Here is a 22737-nt window from a genome sequence, read left to right on the forward strand (position 1 = left end):
GTACGGACAGCGTCCGGAGGACTGCGGAGGGTGCTCGAACAGGGCTGTGTGAGCGCCCCCGCCCGTCACGATCCGTTCGACGTGCCCGTAGTGAGGATCACGTTGCGCAGTGGCTCCCGGTTCACGAAGCGGCCCAACTGGTCCACCAGCAGGCGCTCGGCCCGGGGCCGGAAGGCGGAGGTGGGACCGCCGACGTGCGGGCTGACGAGGACGCCCGGCGCGGTCCACAACGGGTGGCCCGGGGGCAGCGGCTCGGGATCGGTGACGTCCAGCGCCGCGGTGAGGCGGCCGCTCTCCACCTCGGTGAGCAGGGCCTCGGTGTCGACGACCCCGCCGCGGGCCACGTTCACGAGCAGCGCGCCGTCCTTCATCCGGGACAGGAAATCGGCGTCGACGAGCCCCAGGGTGCTCTCGTTCAGCGGCGTGCAGAGGATCACCACGTCCGCGTCGGGGAGCAGGGCGGGGAGTTCGGCGATCGGATGCACGGGACCGCGCGCCGTCGTGCGCCAGGAGCGCGCGACGCGCGCCACCCGCGCCACCTCGAAGGGCACGAGCCGGTCCTCGATGGCGGAGCCGATGGAGCCGTACCCGACGATGAGCACGTTCCTGTCCGCGAGCGCCGGCCGGAACCCGCTGAGCCACTCCCCCCGGCCCTGGGCCCGGACGAAGTCGGGGATCCCGCGCAGTGACGCGAGGACCAGCGTGAGCGTGAGCTCGGCCGTGCTCGCCTCGTGCACGCCCCGCGCGTTGCACAGCCGTACGCCCGGACGCAGCGCCGCGAGGGCCGGCTCCACGTGGTCGATGCCTGCGGACAGGGTCTGGACGACCTCCAGTGAGGTCATGGCTGGCAGCGGCCGCTGCCCGAGACCGGCGGGCTTCATGTAGGGGACGACGTAGAAGACGCAGTCGGCCGGGTCCGCCGGGTAGTCCTCCTCACCGTTCCAGAAGTGGTAGTTCGGCCCCTCCGGGAGGCCCTTGATCTCTTCCGGGGGGAGGGGAAGCCAGACGTCAGCGCTCATGGTCAGGAGGCTATGTCAGGCACGCGCGCGTGCAGAGGTTAGGTTGGGGGCTCGGGTGAGGGAGGGTCACGGGCAGGTGGAGCGCAGGACGATCGGCGCGGGGGCGCTCGAGGTGGGCGCCTTGGGTCTCGGGTGCATGCCGATGAGCTGGGCGTACAGCGGGTCCCGGCAGCGGGGCGACGAGTCGCTCCGCGCGGTGCACCGGGCACTGGACTCGGGTTCGTCCCTGCTGGACACCGCAGACATGTACGGCCCGTTCACCAACGAGCTGCTGGTGGGGCGGGCGTTGAAGGAACGGCGCGGGGACGCGTTCCTGTCGACGAAGGTCGGTCTGCTCGTCGGAGATCAGCACATCGTGGCCAACGGCCGTCCGGGGTATGTGAAGCGGGCCTGCGACGCCTCGCTCCGGCGCCTCCAGACGGATGTCATCGACCTCTACCAACTGCACCGGGCCGATCCCGAGGTCCCGGTCGAGGAGACCTGGGGCGCGATGGCGGAGCTCGTCCGGGCGGGCAAGGTGCGGGCGCTGGGGCTGTGCGCGGTGGGCGCCCGGGGTGGCCGCCGCTCCGGCGGACTGTACGACGGAACGATTCGGCAACTGCGGCGCGTCCAGCAGGTCTTCCCGGTGAGCGCCGTGGAGGCGGAGCTGTCGGTGTGGTCGCCCGAGGCGCTGGGCACCCTGCTGCCCTGGTGCGAGGCGCGCGGTGTGGGCTTCCTGGCCGCGATGCCGCTCGGCAACGGCTTCCTCACCGGCACCCTCACCCCCGGCCAGGGCTTCGAACCGGACGACATGCGCGCCCGGCACCCCCGTTTCACCGCCGAGATGATGGCCGCGAACCAGCCGATCGTCGCGGGGCTGCGCCGGATCGCCGCCCGGCACGGCGAGGCCGTGACGGCCGCGCAGGTGGCGCTCGCCTGGGTGCTGGCACAGGGCCGGCACGTGATCCCGGTCCCGGGCGCCAAGCGGGAACGCTGGGTGGCGGAGAACGCCGCGGCGGCGGGCCTGCGGCTGACGCCGCAGGATCTGACGGAGGTGGCGGAGCTGCCGGGGGCCCGGGGATCGTGGGAGTAGTCCCGCTTTCGGGTCTCGGCGGCCCGGATCGGGAACCCGTGGGGCACGGGCGACGTAGGACAGGTGAAGCCCGCCGCAGGAACCGCCGCGTCGAAGGGACCATGATCGTGCAACGTCGATCTGTTTCAGCCGTGTTGGCCGCGAGTGCGCTGCTGGTGACGGCCGGCTGCTCCTCCGACGCCGGGGAGTCCCCGGGCGCCTCGGCCAGCGCGTCCCCGAGCCGTACGGCGGCCGCGGCCTCCCCCTCCGCCGAGGCGACCCCGCCCGCGAAGGGCACGGTCAAGGTGGTGCGCACGGTCGCCGAGGGCCTGAACACGCCCTGGGGCCTCGTACCCCTCCCGGAGGGCGGCCTCCTGGTCGCCTCCCGCGACGAGGGCACGATCACCCGGGTGGATCCCGACACGGGCGGCAAGACCGAGCTGGGCGAGGTGCCGGGGGTCTCGGCGGCGGGCGAGGGCGGCCTGCTGGGCCTGGCCCTCTCCCCCGACTACGCGTCGGACCGCATGATCTACGCGTACTTCACCTCGGCCTCGGACAACCGCGTCGTCCGGATGCTCTACGACCCCGCCCGCCCGGCCGGCGACCAGCTGGGGGCACCGGACACCGTCTTCAAGGGCATCCCCAAGGGCATGATCCACAACGGCGGCCGGATCGCCTTCGGTCCCGACCGGCTGCTCTACGTCGGTACCGGCGAGAGCGGCGACCGGGGCCTGGCCCAGGACAAGAAGTCACTCGGCGGCAAGATCCTCCGGCTGACCCCGGAGGGCGAGCCGGCCGCGGGCAACCCGTTCCCGGACTCCCCCGTGTACTCGTACGGCCACCGCAATGTGCAGGGGCTGGCGTGGGATTCCGAACAGCGCCTGTTCGCCGCGGAGTTCGGCCAGAACACCTGGGACGAACTGAACGCGATCGTGCCGGGCGGCGACTACGGCTGGCCCACCGCCGAGGGCGAGTCCGGGGACACGAAGTTCCGCGACCCGATAGCCCAGTGGCACACCGACGAGGCCTCGCCCAGCGGCATCGCCTACGCCGAGGGCTCGATCTGGATGGCGGGGCTGAGGGGGCAGCGTCTGTGGCGTGTCCCGCTGAAGGGCACGGCGGCCTCGGCCGACCCGCAGGCCTTCCTCGAGGGTGACCACGGCCGGCTGCGCACGGTGGTGTCGGCGGGCGGCGACAAGCTGTGGGTCACGACCAGCAACACGGACGGCCGGGGCGACCCCGGATCGAAGGACGACCGGATCCTGGAGCTGGAGGTCAGCTGAGCGGCGGGTGAGCCGAGCGGCGGAGGTCGGCCGGGCAGCGGGTGAGCCGAGCGGCGGAGGTCGGCTGAGCGGCAGGTGGGCCGAGCGGTCGAGGTCGGCTGAGCGGCAGGTGGGCCGAGCGGTCGAGGTCGGCTGGGCGGTGGAGGTGGGGTGAGCGGGGGTGGGCCGTTCGGCGTCACAGGGTCACTCGTCCTCCTTCGCCTCCTCCTTCGCCTCCTCCACCGTCGGCTCGGCGGGTCGGACCACGACCTTCCCGGAGGCGAGGTCTATCGGCCCGCGCCCGGTGTCACCGTCGCCGACGTCCTCCCGGGTCAGTTCCAGCCGGTTCTGCTCGTCCCGGGTGTGTTTGCGGCCCGGCGCGAAGAGGTCCTCGAATGCGTTGAACATCGTTCTCCCATGCCGGGCCGGATCACGGTCGGTGGCCTGTACGGCTCCTCCGGGGTGGCCTGCCCCATTATCGCGCCATCAGCCGTTCCTCGGCCCCCGGCGGGAACAGCCCCAGCCGGTGGGCCACCGCCGCCGCCTCACCGCGGCCGGAGACATCGAGCTTGGACAGGATGTTCGAGACATGGACGCTCGCGGTCTTCGGGGAGATGAAGAGCACCTCGGCGATCTGGCGGTTGGTGCGGCCGGCCGAGACCAGCCGCAGGACGTCGCGCTCCCGGCCGGTCAGGCCCAGCGTCGCCAGCGGGTCGGCGGCCTCGGCCGGGGCGTCCGGCCGGCCCTCGGCGGGCGCCAGGGACAGCCGGGCGCGGCGGCCGAGCTGGGTGACGGCCTCGCCGAGGGGCCGGGCGCCGAGGTGGACGGAGACCGCGTGGACGAGACGCAGCAGCTCGGCGGCCCGGTCGCGCTCGCCGTCGCCGCCGACCGAGAGCAGGGCCTCGGCCAGGCGGAGCCGGGTGCGGGCCAGGTCGTAGGGCCGTTCCAGGCATTCGAAGGCGGCGACCACCTCGGACCAGTCCTCCGGGTCGGTCCGGCCCTCGGCGCGCAGGAGTTCGGCGCGGACCCAGCGTTCGTGGGCCTGCCAGACGGGTGCGAACGTGGCGAGCCGCTTGGCGGCCGCCCGGACCCGGTCCAGGAGATCCGCCCGGCCGGGGTCGGCGGCGGGCAGCGCGCGGGCGTCGCCCTCGGCGGAGGCCGCGGCGAGCAGCAGCGGCCAGGCATAGCGCTGGGTGCCGGGACGGAAGTCGCGGTCGAGGGCGCGGGCGAAATGGGCGCGGGCGTCCAGCGGGCGGCCCTGGGCCGCGGCGAGTCCCACGGCGAGGCGGGTGAGCGGGACGTGGTTCTGGGGGGCGTGTTCGTGGGAGCCGAAGTACCTCTGCGCGACCGCCAGTCGGCGGCCGGTCTCGGCGAGGTCGCCGCGGGCGAGCGCGAGTTCGGCGAGCAGGGTGGCGTGGCCGCCGCGGACCGCAGCCCCCTGGCCCACCCGTCCGACGGCCGCGCAGGCGCGCTCGGCCTCGTCCCAGCGGCCCAGCGAGAGGAAGGACTCGGCGAGGTTGCTCCACACCCAGGCCTCGGCGTCGGGCGGCCCGTACCGCTTGGCGAAGGCCAGGCCTTCCTCCAGGATCGGGACGGCCTCCCGGGAGCGGCCGACCGCCTCGAGTTCGGAGGGGAGGTTGACGTAGGCGTTCAACGCGACGGCGGGGGTGCCCTCGGCGAGCGCCTGATCCCTGACCTCGTGCAGTTCCGCGAGTCCGGCCTCGATGTGGCCGGCGTCGACCTTGAAGACGCCGAGCACCTGACGGGCGTCCAGTTCGATCTCGCGGGCACCGACCATGCGGGCGTACTCCACGGCCCGCTCGGCGGCCTGGTAGGCCTCGGGTCCGGGGTCGTGCACCAGGGACCAGCAGGCGATGTGGGTCAGCACCTCGGCGTGCACCTCACTGGGTGGCAGACCACGCAACAGCTCCTGCGCCGTCGCCAGTTCCTCGCGACCGCCGCTCCGGCCCAGGGAGTGCGTCAGCCGGGAGCGCTGCACCCAGAACCAGGCGGACCGCAGGGGGTCGTCCTCGTCCTCCAGCAGGCGCAGCGCCCGCTTGGTGATCTTCAGGGCGCGTTCGCGTTCCCCGCAGTAGCGGCCGGCGACGGCGGCCTCGGCCATCAGGTCGAGATAGCGCAGCGGTGTGGTGGCCGGATCGCAGCCGCAGGGGGGATAGGCCTCCGTGCAGTCGACGGGGCGCAGGGCGGCCCTGATGTCCTCGGGTGCCGTCTCCCAGAGTTCCATCGCCCTTTCCAGGAGCCGCAGTTGCTCGCTGTAGGCGCGTCGGCGGCGGGCCTCGACGGAGGCGTCGAGGACGGCGGGGAGGGCCTTCGCCGGGTCGTGGGCGTGGTACCAGTAGCTGGCCAGCCGCATGACGCGTTCGTCGGCGGGGACCAGGGCCGGGTCGGCCTGGAGGGCCTCGGCGTAGCGGCGGTTGAGGCGGGCGCGTTCGCCGGGGAGCAGGTCGTCGCTCACGGCCTCGCGGACCAGGGAGTGGCGGAAGCGGTAGCCGTGGCCGTCGGGGGTGGTGAGCAGGATGTTGGCGCCGACGGTGGCCCGCAGTGCCTCGATCAGTTCGTCCTCGGCGAGCCGGGCGACGGCGTCGAGCAGCCGGTACTCGACGGCGGAGCCGCCCTCGGCGATGATCCGGGCGACTTTCTGGGCGCTCTCGGGCAGTGCCTCGACGCGGACGAGCAGCAGGTCGCGCAGGGTGTCGGTGAGGCCGGTGCAGCAGCCTTCGTGTGCCGCCACGGCGAGTTCCTCGACGAAGAAGGCGTTGCCGTCGGAGCGTTCGAAGATGTCGTCGACCTGGGCGGGGTCGGGTTCGGCGGCGAGGATGCCGGCGATCTGGCGGCAGACCTCGTCGCGGGTGAAGCGGGCGAGTTCGAGGCGCTGGACGGTACGCAGCCGGTCGAGTTCGGCGAGCAGGGGCCGCAGCGGATGGCGGCGGTGGATGTCGTCCGCGCGGTAGGTGGCGAGGACGACGAGGCGGCCGGTGCGCAGGGTGCGCAGCAGATAGGCCAGCAGGTGGCGGGTGGAGGCGTCGGCCCAGTGCAGGTCCTCCAGGGCGACCACGACCGTGCGCTCGGTGGCGACGCGCTCCAGGAGGCGGGCGGTGAGTTCGAAGAGGCGGGCCATGCCCTCCTCGTCATGGCGTCGTCCGGGGTCCGTCCCGCGCAGTTCCGGCAGCAGCCGGGCGAGTTCCTCCTCCTGGCCGGCCGCGGCGGCGGACAGTTCGTCCGGCAGGGCCCGGCGCAGGGCGCGCAGTGCGGTGGAGAACGGGGCGAACGGCAGTCCGTCGGCACCGATCTCGACACAGCCGCCGAGCGCGACGACGGCGCCCGCGCGGTGGGCGGCCGCGGCGAACTCCTCGACGAGTCTGGTCTTGCCGACCCCGGCCTCGCCGCCGATGAGCAGTGCCTGGGGCTCTCCCGCGGCGGCGCGGGAGAGCGCGTCGTCCAGGGTGCGCAACTCGTCGGCGCGGCCGACGAAGACGGGGCTGACGGACCGGGTCTCCACGGGGGCGAGCATCGCACGCGGGTGCGGCGACGGCCCAGCGGATATCGCCGGGACCCCGGCGGGAGGGCGGCCGACCCCCGTGCGGCCGCCCTCCCCCGCCCCCGCGCTCACGCCGGCCGGGCGAACCCGAGCCGGCGGAGGAGATGGGTATGCGACTCGCTCCCGGCGCCGCCGTCCGACCGCTCGGCGGCGGCGCGTCCGGCGGCCTCGCGACGGGCGGCGCGGCGGCCGCGGACGATCGCGCGGGCCAGCCGCTCGTGCTCGGCGCGGCGGCGCAGTTCGGCGGAACGGGCCTGCTGAAGCTCGTACTCGTACATGGTGTGTCCCCTGAGAAGGTCGGTTGTTCCGGCTTCGCTTTTCGCGATGCCTCCACCTTCGTCTCCCAGGGGGGTCCGCCACATCGGGAGAGTTCCGCATCTTCGGCGGCGGACGGCGCCTTAGATGCGACTGAGGGGCCTTAGAACGGCCGTGAGTGGCTCACGGTCGTCTAAGACCCCTCGTGACCTGCGGGTACTCAGCTGGCCGACGGGAGCCCGAGCATCGCGTCGGTGTACTTGAGCACGGCCAGCAGCAGACCGATGACGCCGAGCGCGACGCCGGCCCAGGAGACGGACTTGATCCAGGAGGCCTGCGGCCTGCCGGGAGCGCCGAAGGCGGGCCGGGCCAGGACGACCACACCGGTGATCAGCGCGGCCAGCGCGAACACGCCGGCCCACAGCGCGGTGGTCTGCCAGGCGTCGCCGTAGACCTCCTTGATCTGGGTGGCCACGTTGGCGCTCGACGAGGTCTGGAGCTGGCCGACCAGCGTCTCGCGGGCGGCGGCGACGGTACCGATCCAGCCGCCGGTGAGCGACACGAGACCGAGCGCGGCGGAGACCACGGCGCCGGCGCCCTGGCCGACCCCGGTGGGACCCTCCGCCTTGTCGGCGCCCTCCGCGGCGAGGGTCTCGTCCGCGAGGTCACGGTCCTCGGTGTGGTCGGTGTCGGCGGCGGTGGCGCCGTCGACGGTCGCCGCCTCCGTCGCGGTCGCTTCGTCCGGCCCCTCGGTCTTCGTGACGTCCACCTTCTTCTCGTCGCGCTTCGCCTCGGTGCCGGATTCCGTGCCGGCCTCGTCCACAGTCTTGGTTCCCATACCTCGCACCGTACGGACGCTCTCTGAGAGGTCCCTTAATGATCGTTGTGAGCGTCGCGCGCACGTGCGTCGCGCCACTCCTGGGCAAGCACGGACCACACCTCGAGGTCGTGCCGCACCCCACGATAGGGGTAGGACTGCCGGCGGACTCCGTCGCGGGTCATTCCCAGCCGCCGGGCGACGTTCAGGCTGGGGGTGTTGCCCGCCGAGGCGATCCATTCGACCCGCTGGATCCCGCGCCGCTCCACCGCGAAGTCGATCAGCACCCGGATGGCCCGGGTGACCAGACCGCGTCCGGTACAGGCGGGTTCCAGCCAGCACCCCACCTCGCAGTTCCCGTCCTCGGCGTCGAAGTTCAGGAAGAGCACACCGCCCACGAGCGTGCCGTCCAGCCACAGGCCGTGCAGCGAGCCGGTGTCGGCGGCGCGCATGTCGGCGTACCGCTGGAGGGCCTCCCGGGCGCCGGCCACGTCGGTGGCCTTGGAGCCGAACGGGACGTACTGGTTGATGAACTCCCTGCCGCGCTCCAGATGCGCCAGGAACTCCTCCGCGTGCCAGGGCTCCAGCGGGCGCAGTTCGGCCCCGTCGTCACCCAGCGATATCGCGTACATCCGGCCGCCGCTCCTTCTCCAGTGCCTCTACGGTCTCCACTGCCTCGGCGAGCCTCTCATGGGCGGCACGGCACTCGGGCGGTTCGATGCTGATCCGCGGCAGGTGCCGGTCGAGCCGGCGGGGCAGCCACCAGTTGGCGCTGCCCAGCAGGTGCATGAGGGCGGGCACCAGCAGCGTCCGCAGGACGAAGGCGTCCAGGGCGACGGCGGCGGCGAGGGCGATGCCGAACATGGCGATCACCCGGTCGCCGCTGAGCACGAAGGCGAGGAAGACCGAGATCATGATGACCGCGGCGGAGTTGATCACCCGGCTGGTCTCCGCGAGGCCGACCCGGACGGCGCGCCGGTTGTCGCCGGTCTCCAGCCACTCCTCGTACATCCGGCTGACCAGGAACACCTGGTAGTCCATGGAGAGACCGAACAGCACCGACACCATGATCACAGGAAGGAAGGGCTCGATGGGCCCCGCGCGCCCGAGCCCCAGCGGTTCGCTGCCCCAGCCCCACTGGAACACGGCCACGACGATCCCGAAGGCGGCGGCGACGGCGGCCACGTTCATCACGGCGGCCTTGAGCGGTATCCCGACGGACCTGAACGCGAGCAGGAGCAGCAGGCAGCCCAGGCCGATGACGACGCCGACGAACAACGGGAGCTTGCCGACGATGACGTCCGCGAAGTCGTCGTAGCCGGCCGTCACCCCGCCGACGTGCAGGTCGAGGGAGGTGCCCGTCTCGGCGCGGGGCAGCACCTCGGCACGCAGCCGGTCGACGAGGTCGCTGGTGCGCCGCGCCTGCGGGGCGGAGTCGGGGACGACGGTGAGGTACGCGGTGCGGCCGCCGGAGCCGAAGGTCACCGGGGTCACCGAGGCCACGCCCTCGGTGGCGCGCAGGGTGGTGTCGAGGTTGTCGAGGGCGAGCCGGTCCTCGGCGCCCTCGACCCGGGTCACCAGCGTGAGCGGACCGTTCACCCCGGCGCCGAACCCCTCGGCGAGCAGGTCGTAGGCCTGCCGGGTGGTGGCCGAAACGGGACCGTTGCCCTGGTCGGAGGTGCCCAGGCGGAGGGAGAAGGCGGGGACGGCGAGGACCGCGACGACGACGACGGCGCAGGCGCCGAGCAGCTTCGGGTGGCGTTCCACGAACGCCGACCAGCGGGCGGCGAGTCCGGTCGGCAACTCCGGCTGGGGTCCGTGTTCGGCGAGCCGGCGGCGTTCGCGGCGGCTGAGGGCGCGCAGGCCGATGAAGGACAGCAGGGCGGGCAGCAGGGTCACGGAGGCGGCGACCGTGAGGGCCACGGTCAGGGAGGCGGCGATCGCCACGCCGTTGAGGAAGCTCAGCCGCAGGATCAGCATGCCGAGCAGGGCCGTGCACACCGTGGCGCCCGCGAAGACGACCGCGCGCCCGGTGGTGGCGACGGCTCTCGCGGCGGCCTCGGGGACCGTGAGCCCTCGTTTCAGTCCCCGGCGGTGCCTGGTCACGATGAACAGCGCGTAGTCGATGCCGACACCGAGCCCGACGAGCAGGCCGAGCATCGGCGCGAAGTCGGCGACGGTCATGGCGTGCCCGAGCAGCACGATGCCGGCGTACGCGGTGCCGACGCCGACCAGGGCGGTGGCGATGGGCAGGATCGAGGCGGCGAGCGAACCGAAGGCGAGGAACAGCACGAGCGCGGCGACGACCACGCCGACGATCTCGGCGAGATGCCCGCCGGTGGACTCGGTGAGGCCGATCGCGGAGCCGCCCAGCTCGACCTGGAGGCCGTCGCTCGCGGCGGCTCGGGCGGCGTCGACGACGGCCCGCGCCTCGGCTTCGTCGATGTCCTCGGCGCGGTCCTCGAAGGTGACGGTGGCGTACGCCGTGTGTCCGTCCTCGCTGATCCGCGTCGCGCCCCGGTCGTCGTAGGGGCCGGCGACGGAGGCCACGCCCGGCAGGCCGGCGATCCTCTCCAGCGCGCGGTTCATGGTCTGCTCGACGTCGGCGGCGCGGACGGAGCCCGAGGCGGTGTGCCAGACGACGGTGTCGCTGTCGCCGCCGAGGCCCGGGAAGCCCTCCGCGAGCAGCCGGGTGGCGCGGCCGGACTCGGTGCCGGGGACCTCGTAGTCGTTCGAGTAGGCGGAGCCGACGCAGAGCGCGGCGGTCGCGGTGCCGCCGAGCGCCAGGAGCCAGATCAGTACCGCCATGAGGCGGTTGCGGACACACCAGCGTGCGAGGGCTGCCACTTGACGTGCTCCCGGAGGATGAATGGTGGATCTTTGACCGGGAACCGTCGTGTCTGACCTGAAGAGCCCGCAAAGAACGTATGAGCGATGTGAGGTCACTCTTGCAGGCGAAGTCGGTCGTTTGCCGCGTACGTGGGGATTTTCACAGCGGCGGGAGCCGGATCACAGGACGATGACGGCCGCCGTGCCGGGCCACGCCGTCGGGTCCTCGTCATGGGGGCCCCGCGTCGGGCCCCCGTCGGGCCCCGTCGGGCACGTGTCAGTCGGCCTGGTCGCCGATCGCCATCACCATCACCCCGGCGATGAGGAGCCACAGCGCGCGCCGGGTCCGGCCACGGGATCCCAGCAGGGCGGCGAGGGCGCAGACGGCGGCGCCGAGGGCGTAGGCCGCCGGGACGAAGGCGGGGGCGGAGCCGGTGAGCCGCATGAGGGAGGCGGCGAGTCCGGCGAGGGTGAGCAGCGCTCCGGTGCCGATCGCCGTCCAGCGGGCCCGCCGGGCGTCCTCGATGCCGTGTTCCTCGTCCATGCCGGCGTCCGTGTCGTCGTCCGCTTCTGCTTCCGCGTCGTCGTCCGCTTCGGCGGAGGGGCCGTGGTCCGCGGCGGTCGGTCCGGCCGCGTCGGCGGCTTCGGTCGGTGCGGCCGTACCGGCCCGCGGGCCGTCGTGTATGTCGTCCTGCGTGTCGGAGTCGGTTCGTGCCCTCATGGCGGGCGAGCGTAGCGCGTCGAGCCGGGAACGCGGACGCCCGGGGGGAACGCGCCGGTGCGGCGCGCTCCCCCCGGGCGCGGGGAGAACGGCGGGGTCAGCCCTCGCTGACGCCCAGCTTCTCCAGGATCAGCTCCTTGACCCGGGCCGCGTCGGCCTGCCCGCGGGTGGCCTTCATCACCGCGCCGACCAGGGCGCCGGCCGCGGCCACCTTGCCACCGCGGATCTTGTCGGCGATGCCCGGGTTGCCGGCGATGGCCTCCTCGACGGCGGTGGTGAGCGCGCCCTCGTCGGAGACGACCTTCAGACCGCGCTTCTCGACGACCTCGTCCGGGGTGCCCTCGCCCGCGAGGACGCCCTCGATGACCTGACGGGCCAGCTTGTCGTTCAGGTCGCCCTTGCTCACCAGCTCGGTGACCCGGGCGACCTGCTCCGGCGTGATCGCCAGCCCGTCGAGCGGGACGCCCGACTCGTTGGCGCTGCGCGCCAGTTCGCCCATCCACCACTTGCGGGCGGAGGCCGCGTCGGCGCCGGCGTCGATGGAGGCGAGGATCAGGTCGAGCGCGCCGGCGTTGAGGATCGACTGCATGTCGGCGGCGGAGATGCCCCACTCGGCGAGCAGCCGGTTGCGGCGGGCCAGCGGCAGCTCCGGCAGACCGCTGCGGATCTCCTCGACCCACGCACGGGACGGGGCGATCGGCACCAGGTCGGGCTCCGGGAAGTACCGGTAGTCCTCGGCCTCCTCCTTCACGCGGCCCGAGGTCGTCGACCCGGTGTCCTCGTGGAAGTGGCGGGTCTCCTGGATGATCGTGCCGCCGCCGTTCAGCACGGCGGCGTGCCGCTGGATCTCGAAGCGGGCCGCGCGCTCCACGGACCGCAGCGAGTTCACGTTCTTCGTCTCGGACCGGGTGCCGAACTTCTCCCGGCCGTGCGGCCGCAGCGACAGGTTCACGTCGCAGCGCATCTGGCCCTGCTCCATGCGGGCCTCGGAGACGCCGAGCGCCTTGATCAGCTCGCGCAGCTCACGGACGTACGCCCGCGCGACCTCCGGGGCGCGCGCACCCGCTCCCTCGATCGGCTTGGTGACGATCTCGATCAGCGGGATGCCGGCGCGGTTGTAGTCCAGCAGCGAGTGGGACGCGCCGTGGATACGGCCGGTGGCGCCGCCGACGTGCAGCGACTTGCCGGTGTCCTCCTCCATGTGGGCGCGCTCGATCTGCACCCGGAAGGTCTCGCCGTCCTCCAGCTGTACGTCGAGGTAGCCGTCGAAGGCGATCGGCTCGTCGTACTGGGAGGTCTGGAAGTTCTTCGGCATGTCCGGATAGAAGTAGTTCTTCCGGGCGAAGCGGCACCACTCGGCGATCTCGCAGTTCAGCGCGAGACCGATCTTGATCGCGGACTCGATGCCGATCGCGTTGACGACCGGAAGCGCACCGGGCATGCCGAGGCAGGTGGGGCACGTCTGCGAGTTGGGCTCGGCGCCCAGCTCGGTCGAACACCCGCAGAACATCTTCGTCTTGGTGCCGAGTTCGACATGGACCTCGAGGCCCATGACGGGGTCGTACGACGCCAGCGCGTCCTCGTACGACACCAGGTCGGTCGTGGTGGTCACGGTGAAACTTCCCTCTCAGCCCAGCAGGACGTCGTCGTCGCCCAGCCGCTTCAGCTCGCGGTAGAGGATGGCGAGCCCGGTGACGATGGCGACGGCGGACACGGTGGCGTCGATCAGGACCAGGGTGTCCTTCTCGGCGCGGGCCTTCTTCAGCCGCTTGGCGACGCCGAACGCGCCGAACGCGGTCCCGGCGATGGACAGGTACGTACCGGACTTGGACTTCTTGAAGCCCTTGGCCTTGTTCAGTGCGCTCACAGCGACGGAGCCTCCTCGAGAAGCGGGTGCCCCCACCTTTCCACGAAGGCGGCCTCGACGGCGGCGCCGACCTTGTACAGCCGGTCGTCCTTCAGCGCCGGGGCGATGATCTGGAGACCGACCGGGAGGTTGTCCTCCGGGGCGAGACCGCAGGGCAGCGACATGGCCGCGTTGCCCGCGAGGTTGGTCGGGATGGTGCACAGGTCGGCCAGGTACATCGCCATCGGGTCGTCGGCGCGCTCGCCGATCGCGAAGGCGGTGGTCGGCGTCGTGGGCGACACGATCACGTCGACCTGCTCGAAGGCCTTCTCGAAGTCCCGCGTGATGAGCGTGCGGACCTTCTGGGCCGAGCCGTAGTACGCGTCGTAGTAGCCGGAGCTCAGGGCGTACGTGCCGAGCATGATGCGGCGCTTGACCTCGGGACCGAAGCCCGCCTCACGGGTGAGGGAGGTGACCGCCTCCGCCGAGTTGGTGCCGTCGTCGCCGACCCGCAGGCCGTAGCGCAGGCCGTCGAAGCGGGCGAGGTTGGACGAGCACTCGGACGGCGCGATCAGGTAGTACGCCGACAGGGCGAGGTCGAAGGACGGGCAGTCCAGCTCGACGATCTCGGCGCCCAGCTCCTTCAGCAGCGCGACGGACTCGTCGAACCGCTGGATGACGCCGGCCTGGTAGCCCTCGCCGCGGAACTGCTTCACGACACCGACGCGCATGCCGTCGACGCTGCCGTTGCGGGCGGCCTCGACGACCGGCGGGACGGGGGCGTCGATGGACGTGGAGTCCAGCGGGTCGTGCCCGGCGATGACCTCGTGCAGCAGCGCCGCGTCCAGGACCGTACGGGCGCAGGGGCCGCCCTGGTCGAGGGAGGACGAGAAGGCGACCATGCCGTACCGCGAGACCGCGCCGTACGTCGGCTTCACGCCGACCGTGCCGGTGACGGAGGCCGGCTGGCGGATGGAGCCGCCGGTGTCGGTGCCGATGGCCAGCGGCGCCTGGAAGGAGGCGAGCGCGGCGGAGGAACCGCCGCCGGAGCCACCGGGGATCTTGGTGAGGTCCCAGGGGTTGCCGGTCGGCCCGTAGGCGCTGTTCTCGGTGCTCGACCCCATGGCGAACTCGTCCATGTTGGTCTTGCCGAGGATGACGACGTCGGCGGCCTTCAGCCGCTTGGTGAGCGTCGCGTCGTACGGCGGGATCCAGCCCTCGAGGATCTTGGAACCGACGGTCGTCGGGATGCCCTCGGTGGTGAAGATGTCCTTGAGCGCGAGCGGGACGCCGGCCAGCGGGCCGAGCTTCTCGCCCCGCTCCCGCTTCTCGTCGACGGCACGGGCCTGGGCCAGCGCGCCCGCGCGGTCGACGTGCAGGAAGGCGTGGACCTTCTCGTCGACGGCCTCGATGCGCGCCAGGTGCGCCTCGGTGACCTGGACGGCCGTGAGCTCGCCGGAGGCGATCTTCGCGGCGGTCTCGGCGGCCGTGAGCTTGATGATGTTGACGTTGTCCGTCATGGCGGTTAGTCCTCCCCCAGGATCTGCGGCACCTTGAAACGCTGCTGCTCCTGGGCCGGGGCGCCGGAGAGCGCCTGCTCGGGGGTGAGCGACGGACGGACCTCGTCCGCCCGCATGACGTTCGTCAGCGGGAGCGGGTGCGAGGTCGGCGGTACGTCTTGGTCGGCGACCTCGCTGACGCGGGCGACCGCGCCGATGATGTCGTCCAGCTGTCCCGCGAAGTGTTCGAGCTCTTCGGGCTTCAGCTCCAGACGCGCCAGCCGGGCGAGGTGGGCGACCTCCTCGCGCGTGATGCCAGGCATGCGGCGTTCCTCTGGGTGGAGTGAGTGTGTGGTCCGGCCCCAATCCTATGGGGCGACGCACCCTGCCCGTGAAACGGTTCGCGGGGGCGGGACCGGCTACTCGTCGGACGCCGCCGCCGGGAGGGCCGCCGCGGGGCGCTGCCAGCCGCGCGAGCCGCGGGCCCGGAGCCAGGCGGTGGTCTCCTCCGGGGGCATCGCCGCGGCCACCAGCCAGCCCTGGACGGCGTCACAGCCCAGGTCGCGCAGCCGCTCCCAGGTCTCGTCGTCCTCGACGCCCTCCGCGACCACCAGCAGCCCCAGCGAATGGGCGAGGTCGACCGTGCAGCGCACGATCTCCGCGTCCTCGGTGTCGACGGCCAGCCGGGCCACGAAGGAACGGTCGATCTTCAGTTCGCTCACCGGGAGCCGGCGCAGGTGCACCAGGGAGGAGTAGCCCGTGCCGAAGTCGTCCAGCGACATCTTCACGCCGTGTCCGGTCAGCCCGTTGAGGGTGTCGGCGGCCCGCTGCGGGTCCTCCAGCAGGACGTGCTCGGTTATCTCCAGTTGGAGCGCTCCCGCGGGCACTCCGTGCCGGGCCAGCCGGGCCGCGACGGAGCCGGCGAAGCCCGGGGTGTGGACGTCTCGGGGGGAGACGTTGACCGCGACCGGCACGTACAGCCCCTGGGCCCGCCACTTGGCGACCTGGCCGAGCGCGGTCTCCAGCACGTACTCCGTCAGATGGGGCATCAGCCCGGACGACTCGGCGATCGCTATGAACTCGTCCGGCGGCACCTTCCCGCGCTCCGGGTGCACCCAGCGGACCAGCGCCTCGAGGCCGGCCACCTGCCCGTCGAAGCGGACCTTCGGCTGGTAGTGCAGCTCGACCTCGTGCGCGTCGAGCGCGCGCCGCAGGTCGCCCAGCAGTCCGAGCCGGTCGGGAGTGTTGGAGTCGCGCTTGGACTCGTACACCTCCACGCCCGTACGGTCCCGCTTGGCCTGGTACATCGCCACGTCGGCCCGGCGCAGCAGGCCCTCCGCGTCGAGGGCGTGGTCGGGGAAGACGGCGACGCCGGCGCTGGCCTCCAGGACGAGGGTGAGGCCGTCGAGGTCGAGCGGCGAGCCGAGGTCGGAGACCAGCCCGCGGGCGATGCGTGACGCCGAGGTGGTGGAGTCGGCGACGGGCAGTAAGACGGCGAACTCGTCCCCGCCGAGCCGGGCGACCTCCGCGCCGCGCGGCAGGGCGAGCTTCAGCCGCTCGGCTATCTGGAGCAGCAGCCGGTCACCGGCGAGGTGACCGAGGGTGTCGTTGACCGAGCGGAAGCGGTCGAGGTCGATGAGCATCAGCGCGGCCCGGGCGCCGATGCGCTCCGCGTCGTCCAGGGCGGTCCAGATGCGCTCCAGCAGCCACTGGCGGTTGGGCAGCCCGGTCAGCGGGTCGCGCAGCTGCTCCTCGGCGCGGGCGCGGGCGATCCACAGGGTGGAGTCCAGGGCGATGAGCGGGATGGCGAACAGCGGCAGCAGGATCGGTTTGGCCACGGCCACCACGCAGATCAGCGGCGCGATGCCCAGCAGGGCGACGGCGACGAGGCCCTGTCGGACCAGGGCGGTGCGGGCGACGGTGGGCAGTCCGCCGGCGCGCGGGGTGTGCAGGTACCAGAGCAGGACGCGGGTGACCGCGAGGTAGACGACGGCGACCAGGACCACCTGGGGGCCGGTGTAGACCGTCCAGCTGTCGGGGGTCCACGGGTGCTCCACAGACGGCACCGGCCCGCAGGCGGCCAGCAGCAGCGCGCCCGCTCCGATGCCGAGGATGTCCACCGCGCCGTGCAGGACGCCCTGCCGCCAGCGGTGGCGCCTGGCTATGCCGACCAGGACGACGACGGTGAGGCTGACCAGGCCGGCCGACACCCAGCCGTACAGCAGCAGGACGGCGAGGGTGAGCGCGGCGCCGGAGCCCGTGCCGCCCCACCAGCGGGCGCGGCCGAGCAGGACCAGGTGGCCGACGATGACGCCGGCCAGGACGGCCAGGGCCCAGCCGGCCGTGCCGGACGGGAAGAGCGCGTGGTGGCCGGTGAAGGCGCGGTAGAAGCCGGCGCCGAGGACGAAGGCGGCCCCGGAGACGACCGAGGCGGGCAGGGCGGGCCAGGACGGCTGCCGGTCGGCCTCGGTGTCCGGCATCCCCGGATGCGGGGCGGAGGTGACGCGGAGTTCCTGGGCCGGATGCGGCGTTGAGTACGGCGCGGTGTGCGGCACGTAGGCGTCCGCGCCCGCGGGCGACCCGGAGCGCGCCGTCCACCAGCTCCCCCACCAGACGCCGGCGACCCGGCGTCGGCGCAGCCGTTCGTCCGGGGCGGCGCTCTCGGTCGGTTCCATTCCCGTCCCTCTCACAGCCTGCGGTGCCCACGCCACGCGGCCCGTCGCCCGACAACTGCGGGCGGCGCCGCGTGGGAGAACCCTTCCTCCTGCTCACCAGGAGCACGGGGATGCACCGGCCGCGGCTGGGCACGGCAGGCGCACGTCTCAACAGTAGGCCGCGGAAGGCTTCCACGGGCAGCGGTCGTCGACGGTTGCCCGAATGCGCCCCGGCCACCCGTATGCATCTGGTATGCGCCGATCGGGTGACCTTCAACCGCCGCTCCCGGCTACTCCTCGGTCGGAAGGGCGACTTCGGCCGCCGCCTCGGGTCCCTGTTCCAGCAGGACGGTGAAGCCGTCCTCGTTCAGAACCGGCACCTTCAGCTGCATCGCCTTGTCGTACTTCGAACCCGGATTGTCGCCCACAACGACGAAAGATGTCTTCTTCGAAACCGAACCGGTCACTTTCGCCCCTTGGTTCTGAAGGGCGTCCTTGGCGCCGTCCCGGGTGAAGTTCTCGAGGGTGCCGGTCACGACGACCGTCAGCCCTTCGAGGGGACGCGGTCCCTCGTCCTCCCCGGAGCCCTCCTCCTCCATGCGGACGCCGGCCGCCCGCCACTTGCGCAGGATCTCCTGGTGCCACTCCTGCGCGAACCACTCCTTGAGCGAGGCCGCGATGATGGCGCCCACCCCGTCGGTCGCCGCCAGCTCCTCCTCCGAGGCCTGCTCGATCCGCTCGATCGAGCGGAACTCGCGGGCCAGCGCCTCGGCCGCGACCGGTCCGACGTGGCGGATCGACAGACCGGTCAGGATGCGCGCCAGCGGGCGGTCCTTGGCGGCCGCGATGGTCTCCAGCATGGCCAGCGCGTTCTTCTTCGGCTCGCCCTGCTGGTTGGCGAAGACCGTGGCGATCTTCTCCTCGCCGGTCTTCGGGTCCCGCTTGGGCAGCCCGCTGTCCTGGTCGAGGACGTACGCCTTGATGGGCAGCAGCCGGTCGATGGTGAGGTCGAAGAGGTCGCCCTCGTCCCGCAGCGGCGGGTCGGCGGGCTCCAGCGGACGGGTGAGGGCCGCCGCGGCGACATAGCCGAAGTGGTCGATGTCCAGCGCCCTGCGACCGGCCAGGTAGAACACCCGCTCGCGCAACTGGGCGGGGCAGGAACGGGCGTTGGGGCAGCGCAGGTCGATGTCGCCCTCCTTCATCGGCCGCAGCGCCGTACCGCACTCGGGGCACTCGGAGGGCATCACGAACTCGCGCTCGCTGCCGTCGCGCAGGTCGGCGACCGGGCCGAGGATCTCCGGGATCACGTCACCGGCCTTGCGCAGCACCACGGTGTCGCCGATCAGGACGCCCTTGGCCTTGACGACCTCCTGGTTGTGCAAGGTGGCGAACTCGACCTCGGAGCCCGCCACCGTGACCGGCTCGACCTGGGCGTACGGCGTCACGCGGCCGGTACGGCCGACTCCCACACGGATGTTGACGAGCTTGGTGTTGACCTCCTCCGGCGCGTACTTGTACGCGATCGCCCACCGGGGGGCCCGGGCCGTGGAGCCGAGCCGCCCCTGGAGGCGGATCTCGTCGAGCTTGACGACCACGCCGTCGATCTCGTGCTCCACCGAGTGCCGGTTCTCGCCGTAGTACGCGATGAACGCCCGGACGGCGTCGAGGTCGCCGACCACCTTGTTGTGCGGGGAGGTGGGCAGGCCCCAGGTCTTGAGGAGGTCGTAGGCCTCGGAGAGGCGGGTGAGGCCCTCGTAGCCCTCCAGGGCGCCGATGCCGTGCACCACCATGTGCAGCGGGCGGGAGGCGGTGACGCGCGGGTCCTTCTGGCGCAGTGAACCGGCCGCCGCGTTGCGCGGGTTGGCGAAGGGCTTGTCGCCCGCCTCGACCAGACGGGCGTTCAGCTCCTCGAACTTCTCCATCGGGAAGTAGACCTCGCCCCGGATCTCCACCAGGGTCGGGACGCCGTCACCGGTGAGGCGGTCGGGGATCTCCGCGATGGTGCGCACGTTGGGCGTGATGTCCTCGCCCGTGCGGCCGTCGCCCCGGGTGGCCGCGCGCGTGAGACGGCCGTTCTCGTAGGTGAGGTTGACCGCGAGGCCGTCGACCTTGAGCTCGCACAGGAAGTGGTACGCGGAGCTGCCCACGTCCTTGTGGACGCGCTCGGCCCACGCGGCGAGCTCCAGGTCGTCGAAGGCGTTGTCGAGCGAGAGCATGCGCTCGCGGTGCTGGACGGCCGTGAACTCCGTGGCGTAGGCGCCCGCGACCTTCTGGGTCGGCGAGTCGGGCGTGCGCAGCTCGGCGTGCTCCTCCTCCAGTGCCTCCAGGGCACGCAGGAGCCGGTCGAACTCCGCGTCGCTGATGACGGGAGCGTCCTTCACGTAGTAGCGGAAGCGGTGCTCCTCGATCTGCTCAGCCAGCTGTGCGTGCTTCTCCCGTGCCTCGCTGGGCACCGTCGTCTCCGCTTGCCTGTCGCCGGCCACCGTGTCGTCCTCCCGTTACTCTGGGTTGTCCGCGAGGGATCTCGCCGCCCGGACGCAGTGGGCGAGGGCCTGGCGGGCGTACGCGGGGGAAGCTCCCGCGAGACCGCACGACGGCGTGAGCGTGACCGCCTCCGTGAGCAGCCCCGGTCGCAGCCCCAGCCTGCGCCACAGCGTCCTGACACCCATGACGCTACCGGCAGGGTCCGACAATGGGGTGTCCACGCCCGGCACGACACCGGCGAACAGCCGGGTCCCCGCTTCCACCGCCTCACCGATCACGTCGTCGTCACGCTCGGTGAGCAGCGAGAAGTCGAAGGAGACCGCCGCGGCCCCGGCCCGGCGCAGGAGGGCGAAGGGGACGTCCGGCGCGCAGGAGTGGACCACGACGGGACCCTCGCCGTGCACGCCGACGACCTCCCGCAGGGTGGCCTCCACGACCTGCCGGTCGACGGCGCGGTAGGTGTGGTAGCCGCTGGCGGTCTTCACCTGGCCGCGCAGGACGGCCGTCAGGGAGGGTTCGTCGAGCTGGAGCACGAGCTGCGCCCCGGGCAGTCGGCGCCGGACCTCGTCGAGGTGCAGGCGCAGCCCCTCGGCGAGGGAGCCGGCGAGGTCGCGGCGGGCGCCGTGGTCGGAGAGCACCGACTGGCCGTTCTTCAGCTCCAGCGAGGCGGCGAGCGTCCAGGGCCCGACGGCCTGCACCTTCACCTGGCCCTCGTAGCCCTGCGTGAACTCCTCCAGGGCGTCGAGGTCCTCGCCCAGCCAGGACCGGGCCCGTTTGGTGTCCCGGCCCGGCCGGTCGCCGATCCGCCAGCCGCTGGGCTCCACGCGCGCGAACAGCTCGACGAGCATCCCCGCGGTGCGGCCGATCATGTCGGCTCCCGGGCCGCGGGCCGGCAGCTCGGCGAGGAACGGGAAGTCCTCGAAGGACCCGGTGGCGGCCTTGGCGGCCTCGCGGGCGTCACCGCCGGGGAGGGAGCCGACGCCGGTGGCGGGGCCGAAACTGAAAAGTGCGTTCACGGGTGAAGCCTACGTAGGCGCGGAGCCGCATCTCGCACCCGAAGGCCGGCTCAGCGCCCCGGCCGCACCGTCAGGTCGTTGACCTCCGCGTCCCGGGGCAGGTCGAGGGCCATGAGGATCGTCGTCGCGACCGACTCGGGGTCGATCCACGCCTGCGGGTCGTACTCCTTGCCCTCCTGCCGGTGGACCTTGGCCTGCATGGGGCTGGCGGTGCGGCCGGGGTAGACGGAGGTGACGCGGACGCCGTGCTCGTGCTCCTCGGCGCGCAGGGCGTCGGCCAGGGCCTTCAGACCGTGCTTGGAGGCGGCGTAGGCGGACCATTCGGCGCTCGCCCGCAGTCCCGCGCCGGAGTTCACGAAGACCACGTGCCCCCGGGTGGTCCGGAGTTGGGGCAGGAAGTGCCGGGTCAGCTCGGCCGGGGCGATCAGGTTGACGTCGAGCTGGTGGCTCCAGGACTTCGGGGTCAGGTCGCCGACCGGGCCCAGGTCGACCACGCCGGCGACGTGGAGGAGGGAGTCCACCCGGTCGGGCAGCGTCTGGTGGGAGAAGGCCCAGCTCAGCTTGGCGGGCTCGGCCAGGTCGCCGACCAGGGTCCGGGCGCCGGGAAACTCCGCCGCGAGTTCCTTCGCGCGGCCCGCGTCGCGCGCGTGCAGCACGAGTTCGTCCCCGCGCGCGTGCAGCCGGCGGGCGACGGCCGCGCCGATGCCGGAACCGGCTCCGGTGATCACATGAGTAGCCATGCCCGCCATGCTCGCATCACCGGGGGGTCACGCGACGCCCTGGCTCTCCTCCAGGTAGGCGAGGGCGCCGACCGGCTCCTGCGCGAAGAACACCAGCTCGGTGAGCGGCCGGGGCAGGAAACCCTCGTCCTCCATGCGCCGGAACTGCTCCTTGAGGCCGTCGTAGAAACCGGCGGTGTTGAGCAGCACGACCGGCTTCTCGGTGTGCCCGTGCTTCTTCAGCTCGAGGATCTCGGTGGCCTCGTCCAGCGTCCCGGTCCCGCCGACCATGACGACGACGGCGTCGGACTTCTCCAGCAGGAGCCGCTTGCGCTCGGCGAGGTCCCGCGCGACGACCATCTCGTCGGCGCCGGCCCGCGCGGTGGCGACGAGGAAGTCCACCGACACCCCGCACAGCCGTCCGCCCGTCTCCTGCACGCCGTCCGCGACCACCTTCATCAGGCCGACGTCGGAACCGCCCCACACCAGGGTGTGGCCGCCCTTGCCGAGCAGTTCCGCGAACTCGCGCGCGGGGCGGGTGTAACGCTCGTCGAGGTCGGCGGCGGAGAGGAAGACACAGATACGCATGCGCCCACCGTACGCGGGAAGAACCGGCGGCCCGCGGGCGCTTTCCCTTCATGACCCGAGGACACACGATCACCGTCGAGCGGGACGACCGGCACATCAGGGTCGTCCACGAAGGCCATGTGCTGGCCGAGACCGACCGGGCGCTCGCGCTGCGCGAGACCGGCTGTCCGGTGCGGTACTACATCCCCCCTGCGGACGTACGGCTCGACCTGCTGACCCCCTCCGACACCCACACCTACTGCCCCTTCAAGGGGACGGCGTCCTACTGGTCGCTGCCGGACGCGGCGGACCTCGTGTGGGCCTACCCCGATCCGAAGCCCGACGTCGCCGAGATCAAGGACCACCTGTGCTTCTACGAAGTGGAAGTCCTAGAAGCGGAGGTGTCGTAGGCCGATGACCGCCGTGCCGTGCGGCAGTC

General features: G+C 72.5%; 20 protein-coding genes. 3 read left to right on the top strand and 17 right to left on the bottom strand.

The annotated features are described in order from the left end of the window. Positions 1–65 precede the first annotated feature (65 nt). Positions 66–1019 carry a 2-hydroxyacid dehydrogenase gene (locus tag AOQ37_RS05670; protein WP_062641839.1) on the bottom strand — a complete coding sequence of 318 codons (954 nt, stop codon included), beginning with the start codon at positions 1017–1019 and terminating at the stop codon, positions 66–68. 76 nt (positions 1020–1095) lie between these two features. On the opposite strand from AOQ37_RS05670, the gene AOQ37_RS05675 reads away from it, so the two are divergent. Next, on the top strand, positions 1096–2091 hold the full coding sequence (locus AOQ37_RS05675) for an aldo/keto reductase (protein WP_062641841.1): 996 nt from the start codon (positions 1096–1098) through the stop codon (positions 2089–2091). Positions 2092–2192: 101 nt separating this feature from the next. Continuing rightward, positions 2193–3353: a PQQ-dependent sugar dehydrogenase gene (locus AOQ37_RS05680; RefSeq protein WP_062641843.1), complete on the top strand. Its 1161-nt coding sequence runs from the start codon at positions 2193–2195 to the stop codon at positions 3351–3353. 183 nt (positions 3354–3536) lie between these two features. On the opposite strand, the gene AOQ37_RS05685 is transcribed toward AOQ37_RS05680, so the two are convergent. The 16 genes from AOQ37_RS05685 to AOQ37_RS05760 form a co-directional block, all read right to left on the bottom strand. Continuing rightward, positions 3537–3740, bottom strand: a complete 204-nt coding sequence (locus AOQ37_RS05685) for a DUF6191 domain-containing protein (RefSeq protein WP_062641845.1) — start codon at positions 3738–3740, stop codon at positions 3537–3539. Between the two features lie 67 nt (positions 3741–3807). Beyond that, entirely contained in the window at positions 3808–6864 is a 3057-nt protein-coding gene (locus AOQ37_RS05690; RefSeq protein WP_062641846.1) for a helix-turn-helix transcriptional regulator, read from the bottom strand. 95 nt (positions 6865–6959) lie between these two features. Next, positions 6960–7169, bottom strand: a complete 210-nt coding sequence (locus AOQ37_RS05695; RefSeq protein WP_062641848.1) for a hypothetical protein — start codon at positions 7167–7169, stop codon at positions 6960–6962. 197 nt (positions 7170–7366) lie between these two features. Further along, positions 7367–7984 carry a hypothetical protein gene (locus AOQ37_RS05700; protein ID WP_062641850.1) on the bottom strand — a complete coding sequence of 206 codons (618 nt, stop codon included), beginning with the start codon at positions 7982–7984 and terminating at the stop codon, positions 7367–7369. Between the two features lie 35 nt (positions 7985–8019). Next, complete coding sequence (locus tag AOQ37_RS05705; RefSeq protein ID WP_062641851.1) at positions 8020–8595, bottom strand: GNAT family N-acetyltransferase; 576 nt, start codon at positions 8593–8595, stop codon at positions 8020–8022. Continuing rightward, positions 8573–10810 (bottom strand): MMPL family transporter, encoded by a 2238-nt coding sequence (locus tag AOQ37_RS05710; protein ID WP_062641853.1) that lies wholly within the window; start codon positions 10808–10810, stop codon positions 8573–8575. Before AOQ37_RS05710 ends, AOQ37_RS05705 begins: the two co-directional genes overlap by 23 nt. A 259-nt stretch (positions 10811–11069) precedes the next feature. After that, the gene (locus tag AOQ37_RS41120; protein ID WP_234436817.1) at positions 11070–11513 is read right to left on the bottom strand and encodes a hypothetical protein; all 444 of its coding nucleotides are present in this window, start codon (positions 11511–11513) and stop codon (positions 11070–11072) included. A gap of 97 nt (positions 11514–11610) precedes the next feature. Continuing rightward, entirely contained in the window at positions 11611–13125 is a 1515-nt protein-coding gene (gene gatB / locus AOQ37_RS05720) for an Asp-tRNA(Asn)/Glu-tRNA(Gln) amidotransferase subunit GatB (protein WP_062641854.1), read from the bottom strand. 15 nt (positions 13126–13140) lie between these two features. Continuing rightward, the gene (locus tag AOQ37_RS05725; protein ID WP_020131415.1) at positions 13141–13380 is read right to left on the bottom strand and encodes a hypothetical protein; all 240 of its coding nucleotides are present in this window, start codon (positions 13378–13380) and stop codon (positions 13141–13143) included. After that, on the bottom strand, positions 13377–14879 hold the full coding sequence (gene gatA, locus AOQ37_RS05730; protein WP_062641856.1) for an Asp-tRNA(Asn)/Glu-tRNA(Gln) amidotransferase subunit GatA: 1503 nt from the start codon (positions 14877–14879) through the stop codon (positions 13377–13379). Before gatA ends, AOQ37_RS05725 begins: the two co-directional genes overlap by 4 nt. 5 nt (positions 14880–14884) lie before the next feature. Continuing rightward, positions 14885–15181, bottom strand: coding sequence for an Asp-tRNA(Asn)/Glu-tRNA(Gln) amidotransferase subunit GatC (gene gatC / locus AOQ37_RS05735; protein ID WP_007384860.1), 297 nt, complete (start codon positions 15179–15181; stop codon positions 14885–14887). Positions 15182–15277: 96 nt separating this feature from the next. Beyond that, complete coding sequence (locus AOQ37_RS05740; RefSeq protein ID WP_062641858.1) at positions 15278–17533, bottom strand: putative bifunctional diguanylate cyclase/phosphodiesterase; 2256 nt, start codon at positions 17531–17533, stop codon at positions 15278–15280. A gap of 269 nt (positions 17534–17802) precedes the next feature. Beyond that, the gene (gene ligA / locus AOQ37_RS05745) at positions 17803–19995 is read right to left on the bottom strand and encodes an NAD-dependent DNA ligase LigA (RefSeq protein ID WP_062641860.1); all 2193 of its coding nucleotides are present in this window, start codon (positions 19993–19995) and stop codon (positions 17803–17805) included. Between the two features lie 15 nt (positions 19996–20010). After that, entirely contained in the window at positions 20011–21012 is a 1002-nt protein-coding gene (locus AOQ37_RS05750) for a methionine synthase (protein WP_062641862.1), read from the bottom strand. 50 nt (positions 21013–21062) lie between these two features. Then, positions 21063–21761: an SDR family oxidoreductase gene (locus tag AOQ37_RS05755; RefSeq protein ID WP_078890019.1), complete on the bottom strand. Its 699-nt coding sequence runs from the start codon at positions 21759–21761 to the stop codon at positions 21063–21065. A gap of 18 nt (positions 21762–21779) precedes the next feature. Next, positions 21780–22319: an LOG family protein gene (locus tag AOQ37_RS05760; RefSeq protein ID WP_062641864.1), complete on the bottom strand. Its 540-nt coding sequence runs from the start codon at positions 22317–22319 to the stop codon at positions 21780–21782. A 50-nt stretch (positions 22320–22369) separates the two neighbouring features. Between AOQ37_RS05760 and AOQ37_RS05765 the strand changes: the two genes are divergently transcribed. After that, complete coding sequence (locus tag AOQ37_RS05765; protein WP_062641866.1) at positions 22370–22708, top strand: DUF427 domain-containing protein; 339 nt, start codon at positions 22370–22372, stop codon at positions 22706–22708. Positions 22709–22737: the final 29 nt, after the last annotated feature.

Source organism: Streptomyces maremycinicus (assembly GCF_001184025.1).
Lineage (GTDB): Bacteria > Actinomycetota > Actinomycetes > Streptomycetales > Streptomycetaceae > Streptomyces > Streptomyces maremycinicus.